Source organism: Pseudoalteromonas rhizosphaerae (assembly GCF_902498845.1).
Classification (GTDB): Bacteria; Pseudomonadota; Gammaproteobacteria; order Enterobacterales; family Alteromonadaceae; genus Pseudoalteromonas; species Pseudoalteromonas rhizosphaerae.
Window position 1 is genome coordinate 1 of sequence record NZ_CABVLM010000022.1, and the last position, 20,454, is coordinate 20,454.

The 20,454-nt window shown below is 43.6% G+C and carries 26 protein-coding genes; all 26 read right to left on the minus strand.

Translation table 11 applies throughout. From position 1 onward, the window contains the following. Window positions 1-2,728, minus strand: a 2,728-nt coding sequence (locus PSR9079_RS22005) for a fibronectin type III domain-containing protein (protein ID WP_149983271.1), incomplete at its 3' end; no start/stop codon positions are given. 2 nt (window positions 2,729-2,730) lie between these two features. Continuing rightward, on the minus strand, window positions 2,731-3,336 hold the full coding sequence (locus PSR9079_RS22010; protein ID WP_149983272.1) for a hypothetical protein: 606 nt from the start codon (window positions 3,334-3,336) through the stop codon (window positions 2,731-2,733). Next, a complete protein-coding gene (locus PSR9079_RS22015; RefSeq protein WP_149983273.1) occupies window positions 3,329-3,943 on the minus strand; it encodes a hypothetical protein in 615 nt (204 codons plus the stop codon). The genes PSR9079_RS22010 and PSR9079_RS22015 overlap by 8 nt, the downstream gene beginning before the upstream one ends. A 9-nt stretch (window positions 3,944-3,952) precedes the next feature. Continuing rightward, window positions 3,953-6,184: a hypothetical protein gene (locus PSR9079_RS22020; RefSeq protein WP_149983274.1), complete on the minus strand. Its 2,232-nt coding sequence runs from the start codon at window positions 6,182-6,184 to the stop codon at window positions 3,953-3,955. Between the two features lie 214 nt (window positions 6,185-6,398). Continuing rightward, window positions 6,399-6,755 (minus strand): hypothetical protein, encoded by a 357-nt coding sequence (locus PSR9079_RS22025; protein ID WP_149983275.1) that lies wholly within the window; start codon window positions 6,753-6,755, stop codon window positions 6,399-6,401. Then, window positions 6,755-7,180: a hypothetical protein gene (locus PSR9079_RS22030; RefSeq protein ID WP_149983276.1), complete on the minus strand. Its 426-nt coding sequence runs from the start codon at window positions 7,178-7,180 to the stop codon at window positions 6,755-6,757. Before PSR9079_RS22030 ends, PSR9079_RS22025 begins: the two co-directional genes overlap by 1 nt. A 2-nt stretch (window positions 7,181-7,182) precedes the next feature. Next, window positions 7,183-7,545, minus strand: a complete 363-nt coding sequence (locus tag PSR9079_RS22035; RefSeq protein ID WP_149983277.1) for a DUF3168 domain-containing protein — start codon at window positions 7,543-7,545, stop codon at window positions 7,183-7,185. Next, window positions 7,542-8,051, minus strand: a complete 510-nt coding sequence (locus PSR9079_RS22040) for an HK97 gp10 family phage protein (protein WP_149983278.1) — start codon at window positions 8,049-8,051, stop codon at window positions 7,542-7,544. The genes PSR9079_RS22035 and PSR9079_RS22040 overlap by 4 nt, the downstream gene beginning before the upstream one ends. After that, on the minus strand, window positions 8,048-8,374 hold the full coding sequence (locus PSR9079_RS22045; RefSeq protein ID WP_149983279.1) for a hypothetical protein: 327 nt from the start codon (window positions 8,372-8,374) through the stop codon (window positions 8,048-8,050). Before PSR9079_RS22045 ends, PSR9079_RS22040 begins: the two co-directional genes overlap by 4 nt. Before the next feature lie 2 nt (window positions 8,375-8,376). Beyond that, the gene (locus PSR9079_RS22050; RefSeq protein WP_149983280.1) at window positions 8,377-8,721 is read right to left on the minus strand and encodes a head-tail connector protein; all 345 of its coding nucleotides are present in this window, start codon (window positions 8,719-8,721) and stop codon (window positions 8,377-8,379) included. 78 nt (window positions 8,722-8,799) lie between these two features. Beyond that, entirely contained in the window at window positions 8,800-9,249 is a 450-nt protein-coding gene (locus PSR9079_RS22055) for a hypothetical protein (protein ID WP_149983281.1), read from the minus strand. A gap of 60 nt (window positions 9,250-9,309) precedes the next feature. Further along, window positions 9,310-10,593: a phage major capsid protein gene (locus tag PSR9079_RS22060; protein ID WP_149983282.1), complete on the minus strand. Its 1,284-nt coding sequence runs from the start codon at window positions 10,591-10,593 to the stop codon at window positions 9,310-9,312. Between the two features lie 76 nt (window positions 10,594-10,669). Continuing rightward, the gene (locus tag PSR9079_RS22065; RefSeq protein WP_149983283.1) at window positions 10,670-11,593 is read right to left on the minus strand and encodes a S49 family peptidase; all 924 of its coding nucleotides are present in this window, start codon (window positions 11,591-11,593) and stop codon (window positions 10,670-10,672) included. Next, window positions 11,581-12,837 (minus strand): phage portal protein, encoded by a 1,257-nt coding sequence (locus PSR9079_RS22070; RefSeq protein WP_149983284.1) that lies wholly within the window; start codon window positions 12,835-12,837, stop codon window positions 11,581-11,583. The genes PSR9079_RS22065 and PSR9079_RS22070 overlap by 13 nt, the downstream gene beginning before the upstream one ends. 235 nt (window positions 12,838-13,072) lie before the next feature. Continuing rightward, a complete protein-coding gene (locus tag PSR9079_RS22075) occupies window positions 13,073-14,788 on the minus strand; it encodes a terminase large subunit (RefSeq protein ID WP_149983285.1) in 1,716 nt (571 codons plus the stop codon). A gap of 3 nt (window positions 14,789-14,791) precedes the next feature. Continuing rightward, window positions 14,792-15,238, minus strand: coding sequence for a P27 family phage terminase small subunit (locus tag PSR9079_RS22080; protein WP_149983286.1), 447 nt, complete (start codon window positions 15,236-15,238; stop codon window positions 14,792-14,794). 148 nt (window positions 15,239-15,386) lie between these two features. Then, window positions 15,387-15,806 (minus strand): HNH endonuclease, encoded by a 420-nt coding sequence (locus tag PSR9079_RS24295; RefSeq protein WP_149983287.1) that lies wholly within the window; start codon window positions 15,804-15,806, stop codon window positions 15,387-15,389. A 153-nt stretch (window positions 15,807-15,959) separates the two neighbouring features. Further along, window positions 15,960-16,247 (minus strand): hypothetical protein, encoded by a 288-nt coding sequence (locus PSR9079_RS22090; RefSeq protein ID WP_149983288.1) that lies wholly within the window; start codon window positions 16,245-16,247, stop codon window positions 15,960-15,962. Then, window positions 16,240-16,467 carry an Rz1-like lysis system protein LysC gene (gene lysC, locus PSR9079_RS24300; protein ID WP_425468869.1) on the minus strand — a complete coding sequence of 76 codons (228 nt, stop codon included), beginning with the start codon at window positions 16,465-16,467 and terminating at the stop codon, window positions 16,240-16,242. The genes PSR9079_RS22090 and lysC overlap by 8 nt, the downstream gene beginning before the upstream one ends. After that, complete coding sequence (locus PSR9079_RS22095; RefSeq protein ID WP_149983289.1) at window positions 16,376-16,819, minus strand: hypothetical protein; 444 nt, start codon at window positions 16,817-16,819, stop codon at window positions 16,376-16,378. The genes lysC and PSR9079_RS22095 overlap by 92 nt, the downstream gene beginning before the upstream one ends. After that, window positions 16,810-17,391, minus strand: a complete 582-nt coding sequence (locus PSR9079_RS22100; RefSeq protein ID WP_218939799.1) for a transglycosylase SLT domain-containing protein — start codon at window positions 17,389-17,391, stop codon at window positions 16,810-16,812. The genes PSR9079_RS22095 and PSR9079_RS22100 overlap by 10 nt, the downstream gene beginning before the upstream one ends. A 141-nt stretch (window positions 17,392-17,532) precedes the next feature. Beyond that, a complete protein-coding gene (locus PSR9079_RS22105; protein ID WP_149983290.1) occupies window positions 17,533-17,970 on the minus strand; it encodes a glycoside hydrolase family protein in 438 nt (145 codons plus the stop codon). Window positions 17,971-18,234: 264 nt separating this feature from the next. Next, complete coding sequence (locus PSR9079_RS23820; RefSeq protein ID WP_218939800.1) at window positions 18,235-19,437, minus strand: hypothetical protein; 1,203 nt, start codon at window positions 19,435-19,437, stop codon at window positions 18,235-18,237. Further along, window positions 19,427-19,570 (minus strand): hypothetical protein, encoded by a 144-nt coding sequence (locus PSR9079_RS23735; protein WP_179959241.1) that lies wholly within the window; start codon window positions 19,568-19,570, stop codon window positions 19,427-19,429. Before PSR9079_RS23735 ends, PSR9079_RS23820 begins: the two co-directional genes overlap by 11 nt. After that, window positions 19,563-20,075: a hypothetical protein gene (locus tag PSR9079_RS22115; protein ID WP_149983291.1), complete on the minus strand. Its 513-nt coding sequence runs from the start codon at window positions 20,073-20,075 to the stop codon at window positions 19,563-19,565. Before PSR9079_RS22115 ends, PSR9079_RS23735 begins: the two co-directional genes overlap by 8 nt. Beyond that, on the minus strand, window positions 20,050-20,454 hold the full coding sequence (locus tag PSR9079_RS22120) for a hypothetical protein (RefSeq protein ID WP_149983292.1): 405 nt from the start codon (window positions 20,452-20,454) through the stop codon (window positions 20,050-20,052). Before PSR9079_RS22120 ends, PSR9079_RS22115 begins: the two co-directional genes overlap by 26 nt.

The following is a 20,454-nucleotide window of genomic DNA, read 5'->3' on the forward strand; positions in this document are numbered from 1 at the left end:
CAAGGGCATTATGGCTATCTGGATCAAACCCTTCGCTACTTGTATTAAACTGCCAACTGTATGCGGGTTGCAGTGCAGCTAATGCACCGGCTATCTGACTTTCAACTTCACTAAACGTGGCTTTTTGATTGATTTGCGCGGCTTGTACAATAAGCTGCGCCTCGGCTTGGCTTATGCGGTTTTGAGATTGCGCAATTTGCTGTGACGCCAGCGTAATTTTACTATTAACGCCCTCAATCATTAGCGTGGCGCTATTAAAGCTTTCATCAGCATACGCAAAAGCGCGGTTTACAATCGTGCCCGTGGCTTGGTCAACATACACAGCGGCATCAATTAAGCGTTCGTTATTAAACGCGCGGCGCTCGTATTCGTTACGCCAGTTTGTATACGCGCTGGTTACGTTTAACAAACTTAACCCCATATTTTGCTGAGCTAAACGCTGTTGCTCAATCGCGATATTATTGATTTTAATCAGCGCGGGTAGGCTGTTTTGCTTGGTTTCGTCTAAAACCTCGGTTACGCGCGCTAAATCGTTTATTTTACTGTTTGATTCGGCTAATTGCTGCTGCAGATTGTTTGGGTTCTCTGCGTTGATCACATCAACAATATTAACGAGCTGATCAATTTGAAATGGGATGCTGTTTGGGTTTTCTGCGTCGAGCACTTGGACTTTTTCAGCAAGTCCCGTGAGCGCGTCAATATTTTTAGCAATTAAACTTGGTAGGTTATTCTCAGTTTCAGGGCGCAAGCGGTCTACTTGCGCGTTTATGTCTGCAATTAAATTTTGGGCCTCAGCGCTTAGTTTAGTAAGCGGTATGCTGTCGATAAATTCGAGTAAATCTGACTGCGTGGTTGTTGCAAGCACGTCTACCCAAGGGCTCAATCCTGCGGTGTTTTTTGTGCGTACTCTAAATGTGTACTGAGTATTTGGCTGTAACCCTGTGTATGTGTAGCTGTAACCTGTGTGAGTGTTTGGCTCATTAACGGGCTGGTTTTCAGTGCCTAAAAACTGCCACTCAAATGTGGTACCAAGCGATGCGCCAAGCACGGTTGCTGACATTGCAATGGTGTTATAGGTGGCCGAGTCAATTAATACTGTAGGGCTTGCGGGGGTGCTTATGTCAAACGCAAGGGTGGCATATTCACTGTGGTACCCTAAATTCGAGCGCGCCCGTACGTCTATTTCATACGATCCAGCATCAAGTTTATCTACGATGTACTCAGGCGCGGCAGTGACTGCCCGGGTTAAAAATATATCGTTTTTATAAATGCGGATATCAAAATAATTGTAAGGGGATACCCAACTAATTTTAATATGGCCGTCATCAATTGCGATGGCTGCAAGCTCTGTGGGTAACAATACATTGCGCGGCGGTGGCAAGCTGGTATCTGGGATCGGCGGGCGAACTACGCCGCTTAACCAGTTATAAATATACGGCTGGTGCTCCCTAAAGTTTAGTTTGTAGTCGCCGTTGTCTTGCATTTCTGATTTTAATAAACGAAATGGCTTATTGATCCAACCTAGTTTTTTATGGCTGATCGGCACTACATCGCCCACAGTAAACTGCATGGCAATAGGGGCGGCGGTAACATTAAAATTAAGTGCCTCGCGGCTTAGCATAGCAATTACGCGCGCCATTTGGCGGGCTTCGTAATAATTGGTGCAGCTTGATACTTTAAAACGGTATTCTAGTAATACGTTGTTGTCTTGTGCTAACCATTGCTGCTCTAGATCACTGCCTTTTTCTGGCCAATATGCGTCCTGTGCGCTGTAATTAAGCGCTTTGTCAATGTACTCAACAATTACGCGGTTATAGCGTTTACTTTTGCCGCCCTCGGTGTATTTTAACGATGATTTAAAGTGTGTTTCGTTTAGCACTTCGGGCGTGACTGGGTCGTCTTGCTCAATGATCAGTGATAATTCGCCATTGATGATCGGCAATAAACCACGCATTGATTTTGCTAATAGCTCAACGTTCGTCAGTATGCTGTCACCGGTATCAACGATAACATTGCAGGTAAATAATGGCTGAGTAGTGGTGGCCCCTTGGTACGCTGGCACTAATGTATTAGCAATTAATGCGGCGTCTTTGAAATGCTGTAGGCTGTAATCACTAGCTGAAAGCGGCTTGCCATAAATTGGGTGCGTTAAGTAATCGTGCAGTATATATGCTGGGTTTTCTGAGTACTCAACCGCGTTTGTATGCAAGTTTTTTACTTTTTTGCCACGAATAATTGCAGTAATGTCAGGGACACCGGTGAATGGAGCGTCTTCTGCAATGCTCCATTCAAGGCGCACGTAAGAACATGCCAAACCGTCAAGCCTGTGAGCTTTGCTGGCGGCATCCCACCCCGCCGCTTTAAGCTCTGGGTCACTGTAGTTACCCATGCCATTTTTAAAATGGTATGCGTAAGCGGCGCGGTATTTTTTGCCTGCAAATTTTGAATCTGTGATTGATATATCGTTTAATAAAATATCCTCAACGCCATCAATGCCGCCCTCACACCACACGATGATCAGGTGTAGCAGGTCGTTTTCGACGTCGTCGCCATCGTCTGGGTTGCTGACGTTCATAAAAACAACAGTGCCGCTAACTTTTCGCGTGCCGTAAACGATTTTAATATGATCGTCTGAACTTGGCTTAGTAGCCTGTGTGCCTTGGCTGGTGCTATCAACTTCTGGTGTTAACCAGCTTAATACGCGCTTGAGTTGTTTTAATAAAAACATTGTTATTCCTGTTGAACAAGTTGGGACCGACTTCTACCTGATGATGTAATAGCAGGGGTGCTGCCCTCTCTGCCCCACGGTATATCTGTAATAACAGTGCCGGAAAATTCCAGCCCCATATCTGTTGGGTAATAAATTTGCTGTGATTTTAGGTTGGTTTTACGTCCTCTGGCGGCTTCAAAATCAGCCCAAACAGACGCGGCTTTAAGCGTTAGCTTTGCCGCGTTGGTGCTTTCTTCGCCGCCTTTATCAACTAAATTGCCTTTAAATAGCGTGGCTGCGCCTGCCACTTTGCCTTGGTTGTTGAACCATGCTTTTTTTATTGTGACGGGGATATTTAGCCAATTTTCGGTAAAAAAAAGCGCCGTTATGGCGCTATCTGTTGCGGTTAGTGTTATTGGCACTTCGCCAATTTTGGGGCTTCCCTGTTGCTCTATGCTTACGCCGTTGCCCGACCAAAAACCGCTTACATATTCAGCGCCGCCATAGGTTAGGCTAGCACCGCAATTTGTTAGGTGTAGCGGCGTAGTAAAATGGATAGTGAGTAACAAGGCGGTTTCGTGGGGCTGCTGTAGTAGTGCTTTTAATTGCGGGTTTAAGTTAATCATTTAAATACTCCACAAAATCAATTTGTACAGCAACCTCTTTGCCCTGATCAGCTCTTAGCAATATGTCTTGATCATCACTTTTTAGCTCTACCGTAAAATTAACCTCAGCACCGGCTTTTACGCTGGTACCTGCAGGCAGTGCTTTGCGTAAATTTGGGGTAAACTCAACAGTACCTTGGCCAAGGCCATTGGTGTTTAAAACAGCTGTAACCATGTACGCTTTAGTATGATTAGCAAATTGCACCCAATCGCCAGGCATTAATGCGCCAACTACTGAGTTATTCATTGCGTATAAGGGCACTGATTTAGCCCCCTGTTCTGCACTCGTTCTTACCAATGCGTTAGCAATGCCTTTGCCTATTGCTGGGTGCGGGTTTTGAAGCAAACAGGTACCAAAGCGCCCGCCCATTGAACAAACAAAAGAGTAAAGGTGCATAACTTTGGCGTAGTTTAATTTTGGGGTAGTCATGTCAATGCCCCAGCGGTGCATAAAACCGATGCGGTTTTTATGCGTTACACCGCCTTGGGATGAGGCAATTTGTGTTTCGTCTAGGCTGCGTAACCGCACTTTTTGCGGTAGCACAAATTCAGGGGGGAACGTGGCCATTATTATGCCTTAAATTGGTTGATCTATTAGCTCTTGCATGTCACGCGCAATGCGGTTTTTATTGGATTCGTACCAGTCATTAAATCCGTGAGTGTCCATTGCTGATATATTAAATTGCGGGGCGATGGTTGCGCCTTGCTGGCCTTTTTGATTGGCGATCATGTCGTACATGGCGTCTAACTTTGCAACACTTTCGTTGGTGTAAACACGTTCACCCTTATCAAGTAGCCAAGTGCCCTCGGTTGGTACCGTGTCGATACCGCTGTGAGCCATGCCCGCCATGCCGCCCGCTATGCCAGTGATAGCGGTTGCCATAGGCGTTGTTACAGCCATGGCGGCGGTTAATGCGCCTGGTGCTAACGCAGGACCAACAATTGGAATTGCTGCCGTTGATGCAAACGCATTTAAGCCCGCTGTTAATGCCATTGCGCTTGCATTAGCTGACATAGTGGTTCCTGCGGCCGTTGCAGTAGTTTTGTTTAGTAGCTTTTCAATGGCCCATAGCGCTAAGCGCTTTGCGCCCATTTCGGCCAGTGCGGCGATGGTTGATTTAACAACGCCTTGCATAACGCTTTTCATTGAGTCACTAAAACTTTGCTGGGTCATTACTGCATTTGCGACTGACTCGCCAACACCTTGAGTGAAGCGATCAAATGTATTGCCCCACATTGCATCAAAGTCTTGCGATGTTTGCGCGGCTTGCTCACGCAGCTGATCCATAAAGGTTTTGTTTTGCTCAAGCTGCGCTATGTTAAATTCTTCGTTTGCTTGTAATGACAGTAAGCGGTGCTCATCTTCGGTGAGCTTTTTAGCTTCAAGCGCTGCGGTAAACTCTTGCAATTGCACTTCTAATTGTGCGCGTTCTTCGATCCAGTCGTTGTCGCGCATTAGTTTTTTAACTGCAAAATACTCCTGCGCTTGGGCTATTTTGCTGGCGTAAGGATTTTTTTCTAGGGTGTTTGCTGCGCCGTCTTCATCTTGCGTTGGCGTGTTGTAATTTAGGGTGCTTACATACGTTTGCGCGAGCCCTTCAAAGCGGGCTTTAGCGTCTGCATACCATTGTTCTAGGTTTTGCGATGGGATAGGCTCCATCATTAATGCATGCAACGCGGCGGTTGATTCTTTTGCTGCAGCGTAAGCGGCGGCGGTTTCTTTTTCGTCAAATAATTGGGGGGCTGTAAAGCTTGTAAGCTCTTTTAATTGGTTTGCTATTTTTGCGGCGTCTTCGCTAAAAAAACCTGCGGCATCAAGCGCAGATTGCATGGGTGCTACGATGTTTTTTATAATAACGTTGCCAACGCCGGTTAGCATATTAACGTACAGTTGCAACCCTTCCATGACGAGTATACGCAAGCCGTTAAAACTGATTTTTAGTGCTTGAATTACAACTTCAATGCCGCGCCAGGCGTCACCAACAAAACCTGCACCTTTGACCATTACGCCGACGGCCTCGGCGGCATATTGCCCCATGCCGCCCGCTTGTTTAGCGTTTTCTAAAAACAATTCGGCTAGTGAGCCGATCACCGGTGCGGCCTCGGTTGCTAGGTTCTGGCTAAAGCTGCCCCAGACTGTTTCGGCTCTAGCAACGGCATCGTTCGCCATTTCGACTTTGTTTGCATCAACGCGATCAAGGCTTATACCCAGCGCTCGTGCTTCTTCGCGCATCGATGCAAGGCCAGCGCTGCCGCCTTCCATCATCTTGAGCATGCCAATGCCTGAGCGACCAAACAGCTCGTAAGCAATTCGGGTTCGCTCTGACTGGCTTTCGATGGCCATCAATGCATCAGCAACTGTATTTAGCTGTTGATCAGGTTGCAGTTTGTTAAACTCAGTGGCAGAGATTTTTAAGCTGTCGAGCGTATCTTTTAGCGGCCCTGTGCCTTTAAAAGCCGCATCTGCACTGCGCCTAGTCATGTTTTCTAGGCTTTTATCAAGCTCTTTAGTGGCAACGCCCGATAACCCTGCCGCATGCCTTAGCTCTGTGAGCGCTCCTGTTTGTATGCCTATACTGTCTGCATATTTTGCGGTTTGGTCGATCACGGCGGCTTGCTGTTTATAAATGGCGAGCATTGAGCCCACCACTAACGCGCCACCCACTACCGCCGCTTTGCCATATTTATTAAGGTTACTGCGGGCGTTTTTTGCAAAGCCTTTTACGCTATTGCCCGCTTTTGTGAGCTCTTTGCGAAGTGATGCACTGTTACCGCTGATTTGTATATTTAAACTGGCTAATGTACTCATGCGGGTTTAGCTCCAAATGCTTTTAACCATTCGTTTAGATCGTCTGGTTCGAGTTCGACGGGTTGTTTTTTGGGGTTGGATTTGTCTAGCTGTAGCTTTTTAAATGCGTAGACTTCAGCAAGCTCATAATTGGTGATTTGGCGCATTAATTCAGACGGGGTGCGGCCTATTTCCGTTGCGTACGAAATTAGGAAGCACCGCCAACCGTCATCTTTTAGTTTTTTGTTAGTTCGTCTATGTCAGACTGAGTAACATTGTTGATACGTGATGCTACCGAAAACATTTTGTTGATAGGAGCGGCGGCCATGGTGCTTAACTGCTCTAAATCGTCCATATCAAACAACTTATTGCCTGCTTCATCTTCGGCTGTTTTAATTACCATGAGTGATTTAAGTGAAATTTCATCGTTTAACGACGAGCTATCTTTAAACGCGAGGTTTTCAAATTCTTCTTGCTGTTTGATGTTGAGTGCTTTGATCCACACATCGCCAAAACCTTCTATGCTGACTTTTTCGCGATGCAAAACACCCATTTTTGCAAAGAAATTTGCCTTGTTTATTTTTGTAGCCATTACGCAATGCCCTCGTCGCTGTTAATACCCATTTTAGCTTTAAAGCGTAAACCCTTACCTGCTTCAAGCTCTGCCATTACAAATGAGCCTAAAACCGCTCTAAATGTCCACACTTGCCCTGCTTTACCGATGCGTATCTTAAACTCACGCTCTATACCATCGTCGGAGGCTGCTTTCATTTCAATCTGACCTGGATCGGTTGCATACCAACGGCCTGTAACTTCGCGCTCGCCGCTGTCTTTTAGTTCAGACTTGCCGTACTGCACTTGTTCATCAGATAGAACTGTGTCGGTGTTTAACTGTCCTTCGGTGCCGATTGTGCCGCCTGCACTGTCAAACCCTTTGACAACAATAGGTTCTGCCCCTTCGCCAACAGGGACTATTGACAGCTGCGAGCCTTCTGGAAATTTGACTGGTTCGGTCATGATTATTCTCCGTAGTAAAAAATAAAATCGATTATTTTGCGGTGTACGTCAGGATCGCCGCTAAAATCGGGAATGGTTTGCTTTTCTGTTATTTGAGCTATATTGACGCCGCCAAATGGGCCAGCTAAGACCCTTAAGTGGTTACGCAATTGTTTTGCAAGAACGCTTGCCTCAACTGAGCTGCCCGACACCGCACTAATTTGATAGTGCGCTTCGCGGTAGCCTGTCATATCGAGGGTGTCGTTTGGAATGTCGGATAAGCCGCGATAGCATAAAGCGGGTAAGTCATCGGTGCTGAGTACTTCGCGCTCGTAAACGTTGTCTGTTAGCTGATAAAGTATCTCTGTGATCGCTGTATCTATCATTTTTGCTGCCTTTTTATTGCGCGCTCAATGCCTTTGGCTAATTCTTCCTTGGTGGTGCTGATTACTTTTGCCTCATTGTTAATAAGCGCAGGGCGTATAAACGGCACACCTGCAAAGCCCGGATGCATTAAGTTTCCAAGCCCTTTGGGGTTGAGTAAGTGCGGCTTTACGCCTGTTTCTAGCCAGAACGCAATCAGCGGGGCGGGTAAATTGCTGCCTGTGGCCGCTTGCGCTTTTTTATTGGGGTATACGCCTACGTACGCGGCAGCATCATAAATGCTGTGGTTGCCTTTTTTATTGAGTGCTGTTTTTGTTTTTATTGACTCGCTAAGATGCCCCGTTTGTGAGTTAAACGAGCTATCAAAACCGCTTTGCATATCGTTATGCACGGGCTTTGCGGCTTTACGTAATGCGCTGCGCAATACTTTGCCTTTTGTTGCACCGGCTACTTTTTCGAACTGCTTTTCAAGCTCTTTTAAACCAAGTACTTCGGCGGTGATTTTCATAGCGGTGCAAGCTCTAAATCAAAAATGATGGTGTGATTTTCAAGCTCTACATTTGTAGCGTCTTTTACTTCGTAATTTGCACCGGCTATTTCAATTTGCGATGCGGCCATAAACGCTTTTCGGTAGTCAATGGCAAAACTGACTTGTGCTGTGCTTACGTCGAGCGTTTGTTGGTTAACAATGCCGCCGCGCTGCTTTTTATAGCTGCCTTTTACACGGCGAATTAGTGCTTTTTGGGGTTTTTTACCCGTGGGCGTTTTAACCATTTGCACCGTGTAAAGCATGGCCCAAGTGCGCTTTTGGCTGGAGCTTAGTCTTTGCATAATTAGCCTATTAGTACGCGACGAAACCCCTTGATCGCGCTCGTATACGCGGGGTTTGTGGTTAATGATTTTTCGGTATCTACTTCGCGGTTGCTATCTAAGCTGCTAATTTGCAGCAGGCATGCGGTTTCGAGCTGTGCTTTTTTAATATCTGACAGGCCATCAAGCACGATCGGCGCTTCGGCTTCTTCTGGCACTTCGGCGGCGGTTTGGTATATGTCACGGCCAATATCACTGCACACTAAACCAACTGCGCGGATTATTAGGCGCCCCAATCGTTCGTCGTGGTAATCGTCATCAATATCGATGCCTAGTTGGTCTTTGGCTTGATTTAGCGTGGTTAGCATGTGATTTACTCTAATTTAGGCATAAAAAAGCCGCTTTGCAGATCAGGACAAAGCGGCTTACGGGCTGAGGAACTCGGGTTACTGATTAAGTACTTTTATAACTGGAGGCTTTAGATTAAGTAAGCGAGTTACTTCTTTAGGTAAAAAACCTGCTTTTTCACCTTTACTATATCCATTAATTGAATGAATAAATTCGACAGGGACAGTGCCGTTTTTATTTTCTTTATATTCGGGGGCTGCGGCATCTTTAGGGGTGGTTTTATTCTTTTTAGCTTGCAAAAAGAACTCCCATGCTTGATCGCGCTGACTGGCTGTTGGCCTTAATTTTGATGGCTTACCATCTGCACCAAAAACATCAATTTCTAATACATCAACATTCGGCTTTTCACCAAAATTACCATGATCAATAGCTACTACAAATGGAGCTATCTCTTCTTTAGCATCAGTAATATCTATCGTTAGGGTGTGTTCTTTGAGTGAGCCAGTTAAAGTTGCAGCCAAAAAGGCTAAAATATCTATCTTAGACATGTTTATACTCCAAGCCCCCAATAAGGGAGCTATATATTAATTGCTTGTTATGAACGAATATTAGAAAGGAATTTCTGTACCTTGCACAACACCTTCAGGGTGACGAGTAATAATGTCACTGGCACCCATTAATCGGATCACGATTTCACCGTTTGCGTATGCGCTTTGAATGTTTCCATCAGAGTCGTAGTAAGTCGCATCTTCACTTGTGTTAATGTCGAACATCGGGTCGTAACCAATTACCACATCATTAAATGCGTTGAAGTAAATTTCAGATAAATCGCCGCCTACACCTAAGTTTGACGGTACATTTGTTGTATCTCGAATTGGATAACGTTTAAGGGTTCCGCTTTCCATTTCTGGATAAACTTTAATACCTTGCGCATTTCTTAGGCCGTAAAGCTTCATCCATGTACGGGGTGATACAATCCAACCGCAGCTAAGCATTTTTGAATTACTATTTTTATGAGCAAGAATTAAGCTATCTAAATATGCATCAATGATTGACAATTCAACGTCACCTACATATGGCACTAATCGGCCAGCTTCCGTGGCAATTGTTAGTAGACCCTTAGGCATATCGTTAGTGCCATCACCGCGTAAAAACGCTAAGTCTTGACATTGAGCATGCGCGGCTAACATGTCATCTAGCACGAACTTTTCAGCGTCTATATCTGCACGACCTTTAAACTCCTTGGTAATAGGAACAATGGTCATTTGAGATTTTGCATTTAACTTTACAGGCTCTGTTTTAACGTTGCTTGCATTGACCTTTTGACCTTCACCACGGAAAGATGATGTTGCGCCGCCGCTTTGTCTCGACAATGTCAACTTGCCTTTTGGCAGCATAACAACGCGGGCGCCCATTTGAGATACAACTAACTGAGGGCGTAATAACTCTATAAAATCTCGTGAATACGCTTCTGGCACTAATGAACCACCCGAATCAGAAGCAGTTGATAAGCTCATAGCGACATCTTTATCAAGTAATTCTTTCTGAGCAAATTTAGACGCTTCGCTTACATTGCAATCTGCAGCCATTAATGCAAGAGCAATACGCGCCATTTTAGAGCCAGGGTAATCTTCAGGCGGCTTTCTTAAATTTAGTGCAGGCGCATTTGTTAAGCCTGTGTCATCGATCTTAGTTGCAGTTTGTACTGCTAAATTTTGCGCTTTTTCTAAACGAGACAATTTAGCTTGCAATTCAGAGTGTTCAGTTGTTAGTGATTCAAAATTAGCGATATCATCAGCACTTAGCTTTTCCCCCGCTTTTTCTTTATCTGCAACTGCGTTAATTTGCTCTAAAAGCGCATTCATCGCCGCCTTGATTTCTGGAATTATCATAGTGTTACCTTTCTTAGTGCATAAAAAAAACCGCGTTAGCGGCCTTGGTTAAAACTCTGCCAAAAAGGCAGTGCGATTAGTGTTGAAATTGATGTTTCAATGCGGCGGATTGTAGCGCTACTGAGTTCATCTTTTTTTCTGGGGTTTTTTGAATTAGTCGTTTGGCGATATTATTAATTGCCATCTGCGGATCAGTAGTGAGTGTGTCAGCTAGTTTTAGTTTTATAGCTTTTGCACCTTGAAATGTATCCGCTTCTGTCGCTTCTACTTCCGCGTTAGTAAGACCGCGATACTTAGCAACTGCGCTAACAAACTGCTGATAGGTCTCTTCTATTTCAGTTTCAGTGTGTTGCATTTCTTCTTCTGTCATTTTTATGTCAGGATGAAACAATACTTTTTTAGAACCTCTAAAGAATGTATGAATACTTATTCCTTCTTGTTCATAATGAGCAGTTAAATCTAAGCGTTTTTGATAAACGCCAATTGAACCAACGCCTGCAGTAGAACTTAACTGAATTTCTGTACAAGCAGCGGCAATTAAATATGCCGCTGAATAAGCGTTGTAGTTAATAACAGCGCGTATTGGCTTTGTTTTTTGAGCTTGATAAATATATTCAGCACACTCAAATGCGGCTTGTGCTGTTCCGCCACCGCTATTTATATCTAATACAATCTCTTTTATTTGTTCATTTGCCATGCAGGCAGCAATTTGATTTCTTAATAATTCAAAACTCATTATTTCCTCACATGCATTTGTGAGGGTTCCGCGTCTTGGTATTAAAATCCCGTGTACTGAAATAATAGCCATTGATCCATCAACCTCTGGATTTCCTAATTGGACCTCACCCACACCTTTAGCAGTTAAATTTGATTGTTCTCCTGTTCTACCCGTTATTCTTGGGTACAAATACTGAGTGACCATTTCAACTAGTTGTGAACTTGCTAATAATGGTGTGTTGAATGCCATTTGGGCTATATGTGGGTAATTTAGTTGCGACATAATATGCTCTCTATTTCTAAACGTTGTTCTGGGGTGGCTGTTACCATTTGTTTAGCGCTTTCACGATCTTTCGAATCAATCATGTTTAGTGGGGTTAAATATTCGTCGCCTCCCTTTACTGGTGGCATATTTTCTAATCGCCGAATATCATTTACAGATAGCCAGCCCCATTGGCGGCCAATTGCGTATGAGTCGTAGCGCGTTTTAAAATCACCACGAACAAGAGAGCTAAAATTAAACTCAATAAAGTATTCTGATCGTTCTTTGGGAAGTAATAAGTCACGGTGCATGGCGCTTTCCCAGCGTTTTAACCATGGCATTAAACCAAAAACTAAAAAATTTAGAGTAGTTTGTTCAACAGATTTATATGATTCTCCTGCACTTTCTCCTAGCATGCTTGGAGGTATTCCGTACAAGCGAGCAATATCAAGCACTCCCATACGACGCGCTTCAATCATTTGAGCATCGTTATTAGTCATTGCCATCTGTCTATAAGTCATTCCTTCTTGCAGCATGGCGACTTTAAATGCTTTACGTACGCCGCCGACATGCCGCGCAGTGAATGAATCTAATACATTGTCTATATCTTTCTGTGTTTCTATTGATGGTGAATCTTTGGGCCTTTCTATAACTCCGCTTAAAGTTGTTCCCTGAGAAAAAACCGCGCTCGCATGCTGCTCTGTAGCAAGCGCTAAACCAATCGCGTCGGTAGCTGTCTGTACTGGCGATACACCTGTGTAGCCATTAAAGCTAAAAGCTTTAACGTGGTGCATTAAGTCCATGCCGACCGTTTTGTTTTCAGGTATTAAATGATAATAAGGTAAACCATCACCACCCTTTAAAACATTTACATGGCTGGGGTGTACCCATACAAGCTCTTTTACTCTCATCTGCTCGTCGCGATCAATTAGAGCGTAGTGATTACCCTTAAGCCCTAAAAAGCCCATTCCAGATTCAAAGTATTCGAATGCAGTATCTTTTTTATTTGGTTGGTATTTTAGTACTGAGTAAAGAGGGTGTTCTGTTGCCTTTTCTCTTTTATCGCCGTCTCGTTTATATAATTCGCATGGTAATTGGCCAAGGCTGCTTGCAAGTAATGTAACGGCTCGATTTAAAGCACTATTACCCATGGCTGTTTCTTCATCAACGACCGTTCCGCTTGATGCTGTTCGGCCTCCCCAGTTGAAAGAATCTGCAAAACCACTTTTTATTGATCCTGAGCTAAACATTGAAGGGAAAAACATTACTTAACCCCTTTTTGTGTTGCTATAAATTTTGCCATGTACCAACTGTGAAAAATTAGAGAGCCACCACAAACTAAATAAGCGGCTGGCTGGTAAATTAACAAAGCGCCATAAGTGATCGATGCAATACCAAAAACCCCAACAACAAAACTGTATGAATTTATGATTACATGCACTATTAATGCGGTTAGCTTTGCAATAAAACTAATTCGTCTTTTTACTTTTCTATCTATATTTAGCATCCGACAGTACCGCCTTCATAAATTGATTTCGCCTTGGTTTGGCCTTGATTTTTTTGCAACATGGCTTCGCCTATGGCCATGATAAGTGCGACCGCGCCATCTATTTTGTTGATGTTCTTTTGCTTTGTTGGCCTAACCCTGTCGTCACTGCCTTGGTAGTATTTACCAATGACGTTTGATATTTGCCAGGTCATTAGTGCGTTGCCATCGTGATGAAAGCGGCCTGAGTTTATAGCGGCTTCCAATTCAAACATTGGATCAGACATGTTTTGATGGTTCTGTGTGACAGTCACAACGTTTAAACCTTCATCTAGCAAGTTATGGCTTAAGTTTGTTGCGCCTGCGGGGTCTATTGGTATCGATACGCTCGGCGTTTCTAAGTGACTTTCAACAACGTCAGCTAAGATGTCTCGGTAGTCAATTTCGGCACCATCCGTAACGCTAAGTAAGCCTTGCGTTAGGTAGCGCTGAAATTGTTCGCCAAGCTGCTTGTTTTCGTTATTAAAGACCTGCTCATACGGAACCCAAAACTTAGGGGCTACACAGTACCAGTGGATTTTTCCGCCTATTTCTTTCCAAAATACGCGAGCCTTGGCATTCATATCTAGCTTGCGCGCTAAATCCAGCGCTTGAATACAATCAACACCTCTGAAAAAATCTATCGTTAAGTCTTTGTCTTCGCACTCTTTCCATTTTTCCATGTTGAAGAATGCGCTTTTTGCACTGGCCCATTGGTTTAAATGCTTGGTTTTAAATATGTTGGTAAAGCGCGGGCTGTTTATTGCTTTTTGTTGCTGTGCAAGTAAGTAATCTGATTTTACGCTTATGCCATAGTTTGGGTTGGCCTTGATCAGCGCTTCGGGTTTCGTCCAATCGTCATCGTCATCTATGCCGTACAGCAAAGCGAACAAGTGTTCGTCTTCTGTGCCATCGAGCATGGCGCGGCAACGTAATTCTAAATCGTAACAGGGGCTATCTAGGTTTGTGCCCGCTGTTGTGATAGTTAGGATCATGGGTTGGTCGCGCGAACCCATGCCTGTATCAAATGTGTCGTATTGCTCGTTAGTTGGTTGCTCGTGGAACTCGTCAACGATGGCAATGTGCGGCGAACTACCATCGCCTGGTTGGCCGATCACCGGCTCAAACACTGAGCCGTCACTACGCGTTAATTTTTTAGCATGCAGTTGCAAGCCAAACTTTTTGCGCATCTTTGGCAGCTTTCGCGCCATGAGCAAGGCTGGTTTAAAAACTTCCCACGCTTGCTTTTCATTGGTCGCGCCACAGTAAACTTCACTGCCGTATTCTTCATCCGCGCATAAGCCAAAAATACCGACGCCTGCGGCAATAATTGATTTACCATTTTTGCGCGGGACCTTAAGCATTACCTCGCGAAAACGCCGCTTACTAGTGGCTTTGACTAACCAACCGAATGACGCAGCAAAAAAGAATAACTGCCAAGGCTCTAATTTTATTTTTTGTTTTTTACGTGCCCACTCGCCTTTGGTGTGCGGCATTCTTTGGATAAACGAGCAAACTCTTTCGGCTTTGGCTTTATCAAACCTAAATTTAAAATTAGGGTCTTTCTCTTTGGCCAGTTCGTCCAAATGACGCTGACACGCTAAAATAACTTGGCGGCAATTTGGAATTTTACCCGCTACAACATCACGGGCGTATTTGTTCGCCGCGTTTACGTTGGGGTAAGTGGCCATATTTTATTTGTACTCGTCCCAATCGTCCTCGTCGTCCTCCTTATCACCCTTCCCGCCGCTAAGCATGCGAGCACGAGCCATTGGAGTTAGACCCAACTGGTTAGCTAGTTTCACGGATTGATTAATCCATAAATTTAATGCGGTAACATGCGGGTGAAGTTTTGAACTTCCGGTTGCTGATACATCGGTGAAATTTTTAATGTCGGTTAACTGACCTTGAAGCTTTATGATAGTGCTAATGCAATTGCTGTAATTAATTAAGTGCGGGATATCTTCTGCAGCAAATGATTTTCTGTCTATCATTATTTCTAAATTTGAGTGCCAAGCATCAATAGCGTGATCATCTGAAAGTAAATGCTTTGGGCAATTTGGTTTTCGAGTTATTGACGTATCACCAACCGTTAAACCACCCTTAATATTTCCACCGCCAGGTGCTCTACTTCCCGCCATTTTGAACCTGCAACAAAAGTAAAATAAATGATCACGAAAGGATCAATAGTTGATCAAATTTCAATTCTTATTATTTGCGCATAAAAATTTGACTGGATGGCGGTACTATAGAATGGGGCTTCTACAGACAAAAAAGACCCCCATACCCCTACAAATGTAGATTTATTGCGGTATGGCCGTACCTTTTGAGTATTTCGTCAACGGTTCGGTTTCTTTCCCATCCAGTTTTAGTTTTTGCGCATGAATTACAGAAGAATGAAAGGTTTGTTAACTGTTCCGTGCCACCTTTAGCAACCGGTACTATGTGCTCACACACTGAACCAGATTTAACAACTCGCTGTGGTTTAGTTAAACAGTTAATGCATAAACATTTAGCTAAAGCGCTCACATGCTCACGGGTTTCTTGCCACTTCTTTGTAGTGTAAACGCGCGGACCTTTGCGGCGCTGTTGCTGTTGAAACTTACCCCAGCTCGCTTGGTCTGCGTGTGTATCGCAGTACCCGTGCCGCTCTGTTGTAGTCTTACCACAGCCTGTTTGCCTGCAGCGTTTGGGTGTAGCGTGTGCCATGTGTTAGCCTTACATATATAATTAATATCAATTTAATATCATTTATATATATAGTGGTCATCCCCTTGGTGCTTTATAGCGAATGGCCTAAGCCTATCGTGCGCTCGGCGGCGCACAGTTATAAACTAAAGTGACTCACCAAGGGGATGTTAATTACTTGCTTTCTTTTTGCTCTACTGTCATTAACCTTTGGTTAAATAGCGCCATTTCGGTTTCAATCCTTGAGCGCCACTGTGTAGAGTCAGTAAATTTATTTTGTAAATCCTTAAGTATCACAGACTGACTTGATAGCCGCTCCTCAATACGTGCGTACTGCAGTTGGTTTTGATTAACTGTTAAACCAACCCAAGTCATCACCGTAAGAATAATGGCCGTAAAAATAGTTAAAGCTATTTTCTCAAAGGCAACCGCGTTGCTGGAGCTATTATCGCTATTACTCATACTTGGCTCGCCATGCTCTTAGTGCTGCTTTGTCTAAGTTGCAAAGCACTTTTTGGTTGTGGGCTTTAACAGCGAATTTAAGCAGCTCGCGGTTAGTATTTATCGGTGGGTGACTCAGTGCGATGTCATTAAGGAGGTATAACGGTGGGAGTATTGGCACTGGCTTGGTGATTGTTATTACCTTCGGTTCGGGTGGCGTCAAGTAGCACCCGTTTAACATCAGCAGGCAGCTGAGTATCACCCCAATTCGCATTAACTGGTTCATTGATAAAGACCTCTTTTAGCTTGGTTAGCACAACGGCTTGTTGTTCTTTCGCATCGCCCATATTAGCTAGGTAATCATTAAACATTTGCTCTTGATGCTTAATGTCAGCAAGTAATGCGCGCTTATCTAATTCACTCTCAGCCAACTTGCTATCTAGCGCGAGCACTTGAACTTGCAAACGCTCGTTTGCTTCGGTCAATAACGCAGCTTCATCAACAGCCTTAGCGTACTTAGTAACAGCAATAAACCCGCCTAGTGCTACAGCTATTGCAATGGCTGCTGTGATAGATGATTTACTTAATAGCATGGGAGCCTCGCTTTAATTTGTAACTGATACCTACGAATATGCTGCACATACTCAATTGTTTCTCTTGAGTGATGGCCCGTTACTTGGGGTAAATACTGGATGATATGAGGATAAAGCACCTCACCGCCGCTAAGCTTTTGCGCCTTAACGCAGTTACCCGCGCCAGCGTTATAATTGCAAAGGGCTAAATTCTCGCGGTCGTACTCTGGCCGAGGGGATGACCAAAACATAAACTGTTGTTGCATGTAACGTGCAGCAACCAAAATAGATAACTCAGCATCAAATGGCGAACCGGCTAAACCTAACTTACCCGTTTGTTCTTGCCATGTCGCAGGCATAAACTGCGCAATGCCGCTGGCACCAACGGGGCTAACTGCATCAGTTTTAAACCGCGACTCTTGCCACAGCTGGGCCTTTAATAAATCGGGGTCGCGTCCAGGGCTAAATCGTTTAACGGCACTAATTATATCCCCGTCATATTTGCAACTAAGAGATAACGAGGCCGAATAACAAGGAAGCACCAATAAGCTGCAAGCCATACAAAATAGATAACGACCGATAATCTTTAGCATGGCGACAATCCTTAACAAGCTGATCAAGCGTATAGCCAGCTCGCGAATTAAAATACTTTAGCGCAACGCGCAATAGCACATACGCCATAATGGCTAAAAACAAGTTGTAGCCAGCGCCGCTTAAAAACGTAGTAATAAATGTCATTGATATTCACCTGTTAATAACTGGCCTGCCAGCTCTATAGCTCTAAACTCTGGCGGGTATGTACCAACAATCACCGCCGCAGCTTCAAACTCTTGCTGTCTCAGCGCTTTAATTAATGCGTGCTCTCTACAAAAGCACGGGAACGTGATCCAATAAGCAACACTTAAAATAGCTTGCTGGCGCACGTAATTGAATTTATCTAAATCAAAGAGTGGTATTAGCTGCTCGCGCAACGTCATAAGATCAGCCGCAAGCAAATGCTCTGCTTCATCTTCTGTGATTGGTTCAACATCAAAATCACGCTGTAAATGTTCAGGCAATCGATTAGTTGATAAATCATGGCCGTAGCCAATCAGCTGTCTACCGCGCGGCGCGTACCAAATGCACTCATAAAAACCAGCGTGGCGTTTTAATTGATCAATTAAATTCATCATAGCGGGCTTATTTTAGGCAAGAAAAAAGCCCAACCTGTGACGGTTGGGCTTGAGTAAGTGCATACAATTTTTGGGAAATCTGTTTTTTTTGCAGGAGGTTTAAATACAGCTTTACCACCGTGACAAAAACAATACACTTTTATGCCAAACGTGTAAACACATAAAATGATAATAATTTAATAAATATCATTAATTGTGATATTTCGCACAACAAAAAAGGGTTTTAACTTACATTACTATGCCACATCGAACCTGTGTGACATGTCACAATGCAAGCCTATTGTTTAATTTGTACTTATAACACACGCTAGTACCGCTGTTTACGCCACCACAACCAGTGGGTAACGGCAGGTTACACATAGTGCATTGTGCTGATTCAATCTGTTTATCTAAACGCTCTTTATCTCTGCGAATTAACGTCGATATATATTCATCATAAGAATATGGTTGTTTACCCTCGCCAGCTCTTACACTGCACAACATATCGAGCGTTTCAATTTCAGACTCAGCAAGATTCACCTGCACCGGCTTAATTCCCAGCTTAGCTAAACGAGCACGACTTTTACGCTTGCGTTCTGCAGCATCTGCGCGATTTTGTATATCATTCACTTCAGGGTGGTTTTTAACATTTAAATGTTTAATTATGAAATGCTTGCGAAATCTATCCTTTTTTTTGCTTTGTTCAACCAAGAATCCAAAATTAACACTTACATTGATGTTGGGGTTTGCTCTCACCCAAATACTGGAATCATCAAGATTGTCAGCAGCATCGCAATTATAAAGACAAACAAATTCATTATCTGGAAACCTATCAATCCTGTCTGCTTTTTCTACTGACAATTCAGCCTGCTCACTGTCATTAGTAAAAATACATTGCGGGTTAGGTGTGTTATCAAAAGTGCCGCCTTTGGATTCGTCTATAATCTCAAGTGAAGCTGGCCTTAATTTAGAATTAACCGACGCCTGTATTCTCACTGAACTATCAAGCGCAATTCGTTCAAAGCTCTTTTTTGAAAATTCAAAGGCGCGTTTGTTTTTATTGGTATTAAATACTTTTTCATACAAACCAAAATGCAAGGCGGTTGAAGCCATTAAATGCGACATTATGGTCAACCCGTTTTTCCTTCCTGCAGAAAGGGCTATTTTTTTAAACCTTAACGTATGATCATCTTTATGGACCCAACCAAACACATTTACAAAAAAGAACACCTGCCAAGGCTCTAGTACAATATATTCCTTATTTGCAGCCCACCGCCCCACTGTGTGTTTATGTTGCTCTATATACTTACAGCACTTTATAGCTTGATCTTCATCTAAACGGAAATCAAAAACCACACTATCAACACTTTCTAAATCGTCTAAAAACCTACTTGCTTGGGCTTGCATTGCACGACTAAGGTTTTTTCTTTCTTTGGCATAATTAATAGCAATACTTAAATAATCTCGTTCGCCTAGTTTAATATTCATCAATCACCCCAGATAAAAAAAGAACATACTCAAGCCCGTAAGCAAATCCCACAATGGCAGCGGCAAATGCCACAACTATAATGACTAAACCGAATGCATTAGCATTACTTAAGTTTTTAATTTCATCACTCACAACCCACCCCCGCACGCGGTTTACCCAATGGCCCTTGGTCTTTTCCTAACTCAGCAAATAAAGCGCGGGTTCGTTCTTGCAAAGTACGTACAGCATGTAAGTGATCAACAATCTGTTTATTGATTAAGCTCGTTTCAATCACTTGAGGGCGGGCGTCATTCTGTATTCTTAAATCCTTCGCGATCACCTCACTGGCTAATTGTAGTGACAGTGCTTCAAGCGCCCAACCATCAGGATTATTAGCATTCATTAATACCGGCATTCTTCGGGGTTTAGCTAAGTGCTCTAATTCTTCTATTCTATTTAGCGCATCCTTCCAAAGCTGCGAAAGAGCATGAGAGCCACATGAATTTGAATATCTTGACTCATTTGCCATTTGTAATTTAAGGGTTTCGTTTAAATTATCTGTCATAGTGACCTCGTTTTTATTATTTAGTAAATACCACGTATGCGCGCGGCGCTTAGGTGAACTGCTCATATCAACCCCAAGGGTCTGCGATTTCACGGGCTAACCTTTGCTTTTCTAAAATCGACTCCAAGCGAGCTCGGTTAGTGCGTGGTGGTTGATGGGCTGGCACATCAATTGTACTAGCCAGGTCTTTTTGTGGTTTTGGCAATGTCGTGGGCTTTTCATTGGCTCTAATAGACATTGGTTTTCGCTTAATTGATTTTTTGGTACCAGAATACTTACCAGTGCTTTCATAGCTTTTACGGTTACAGCCACACCCTTGCACATGGCCTAAATTACATTTACGAACTACGCGCGTAGTGCCACATACACATTTGCACTTAAACTGCTCGCGCTTTTGTGCGTCACGTTCTGCACTACATAGCACGGTCCAGTTATTAAAAACATCACCAGCACTTACTAATCCTGTTGCCAT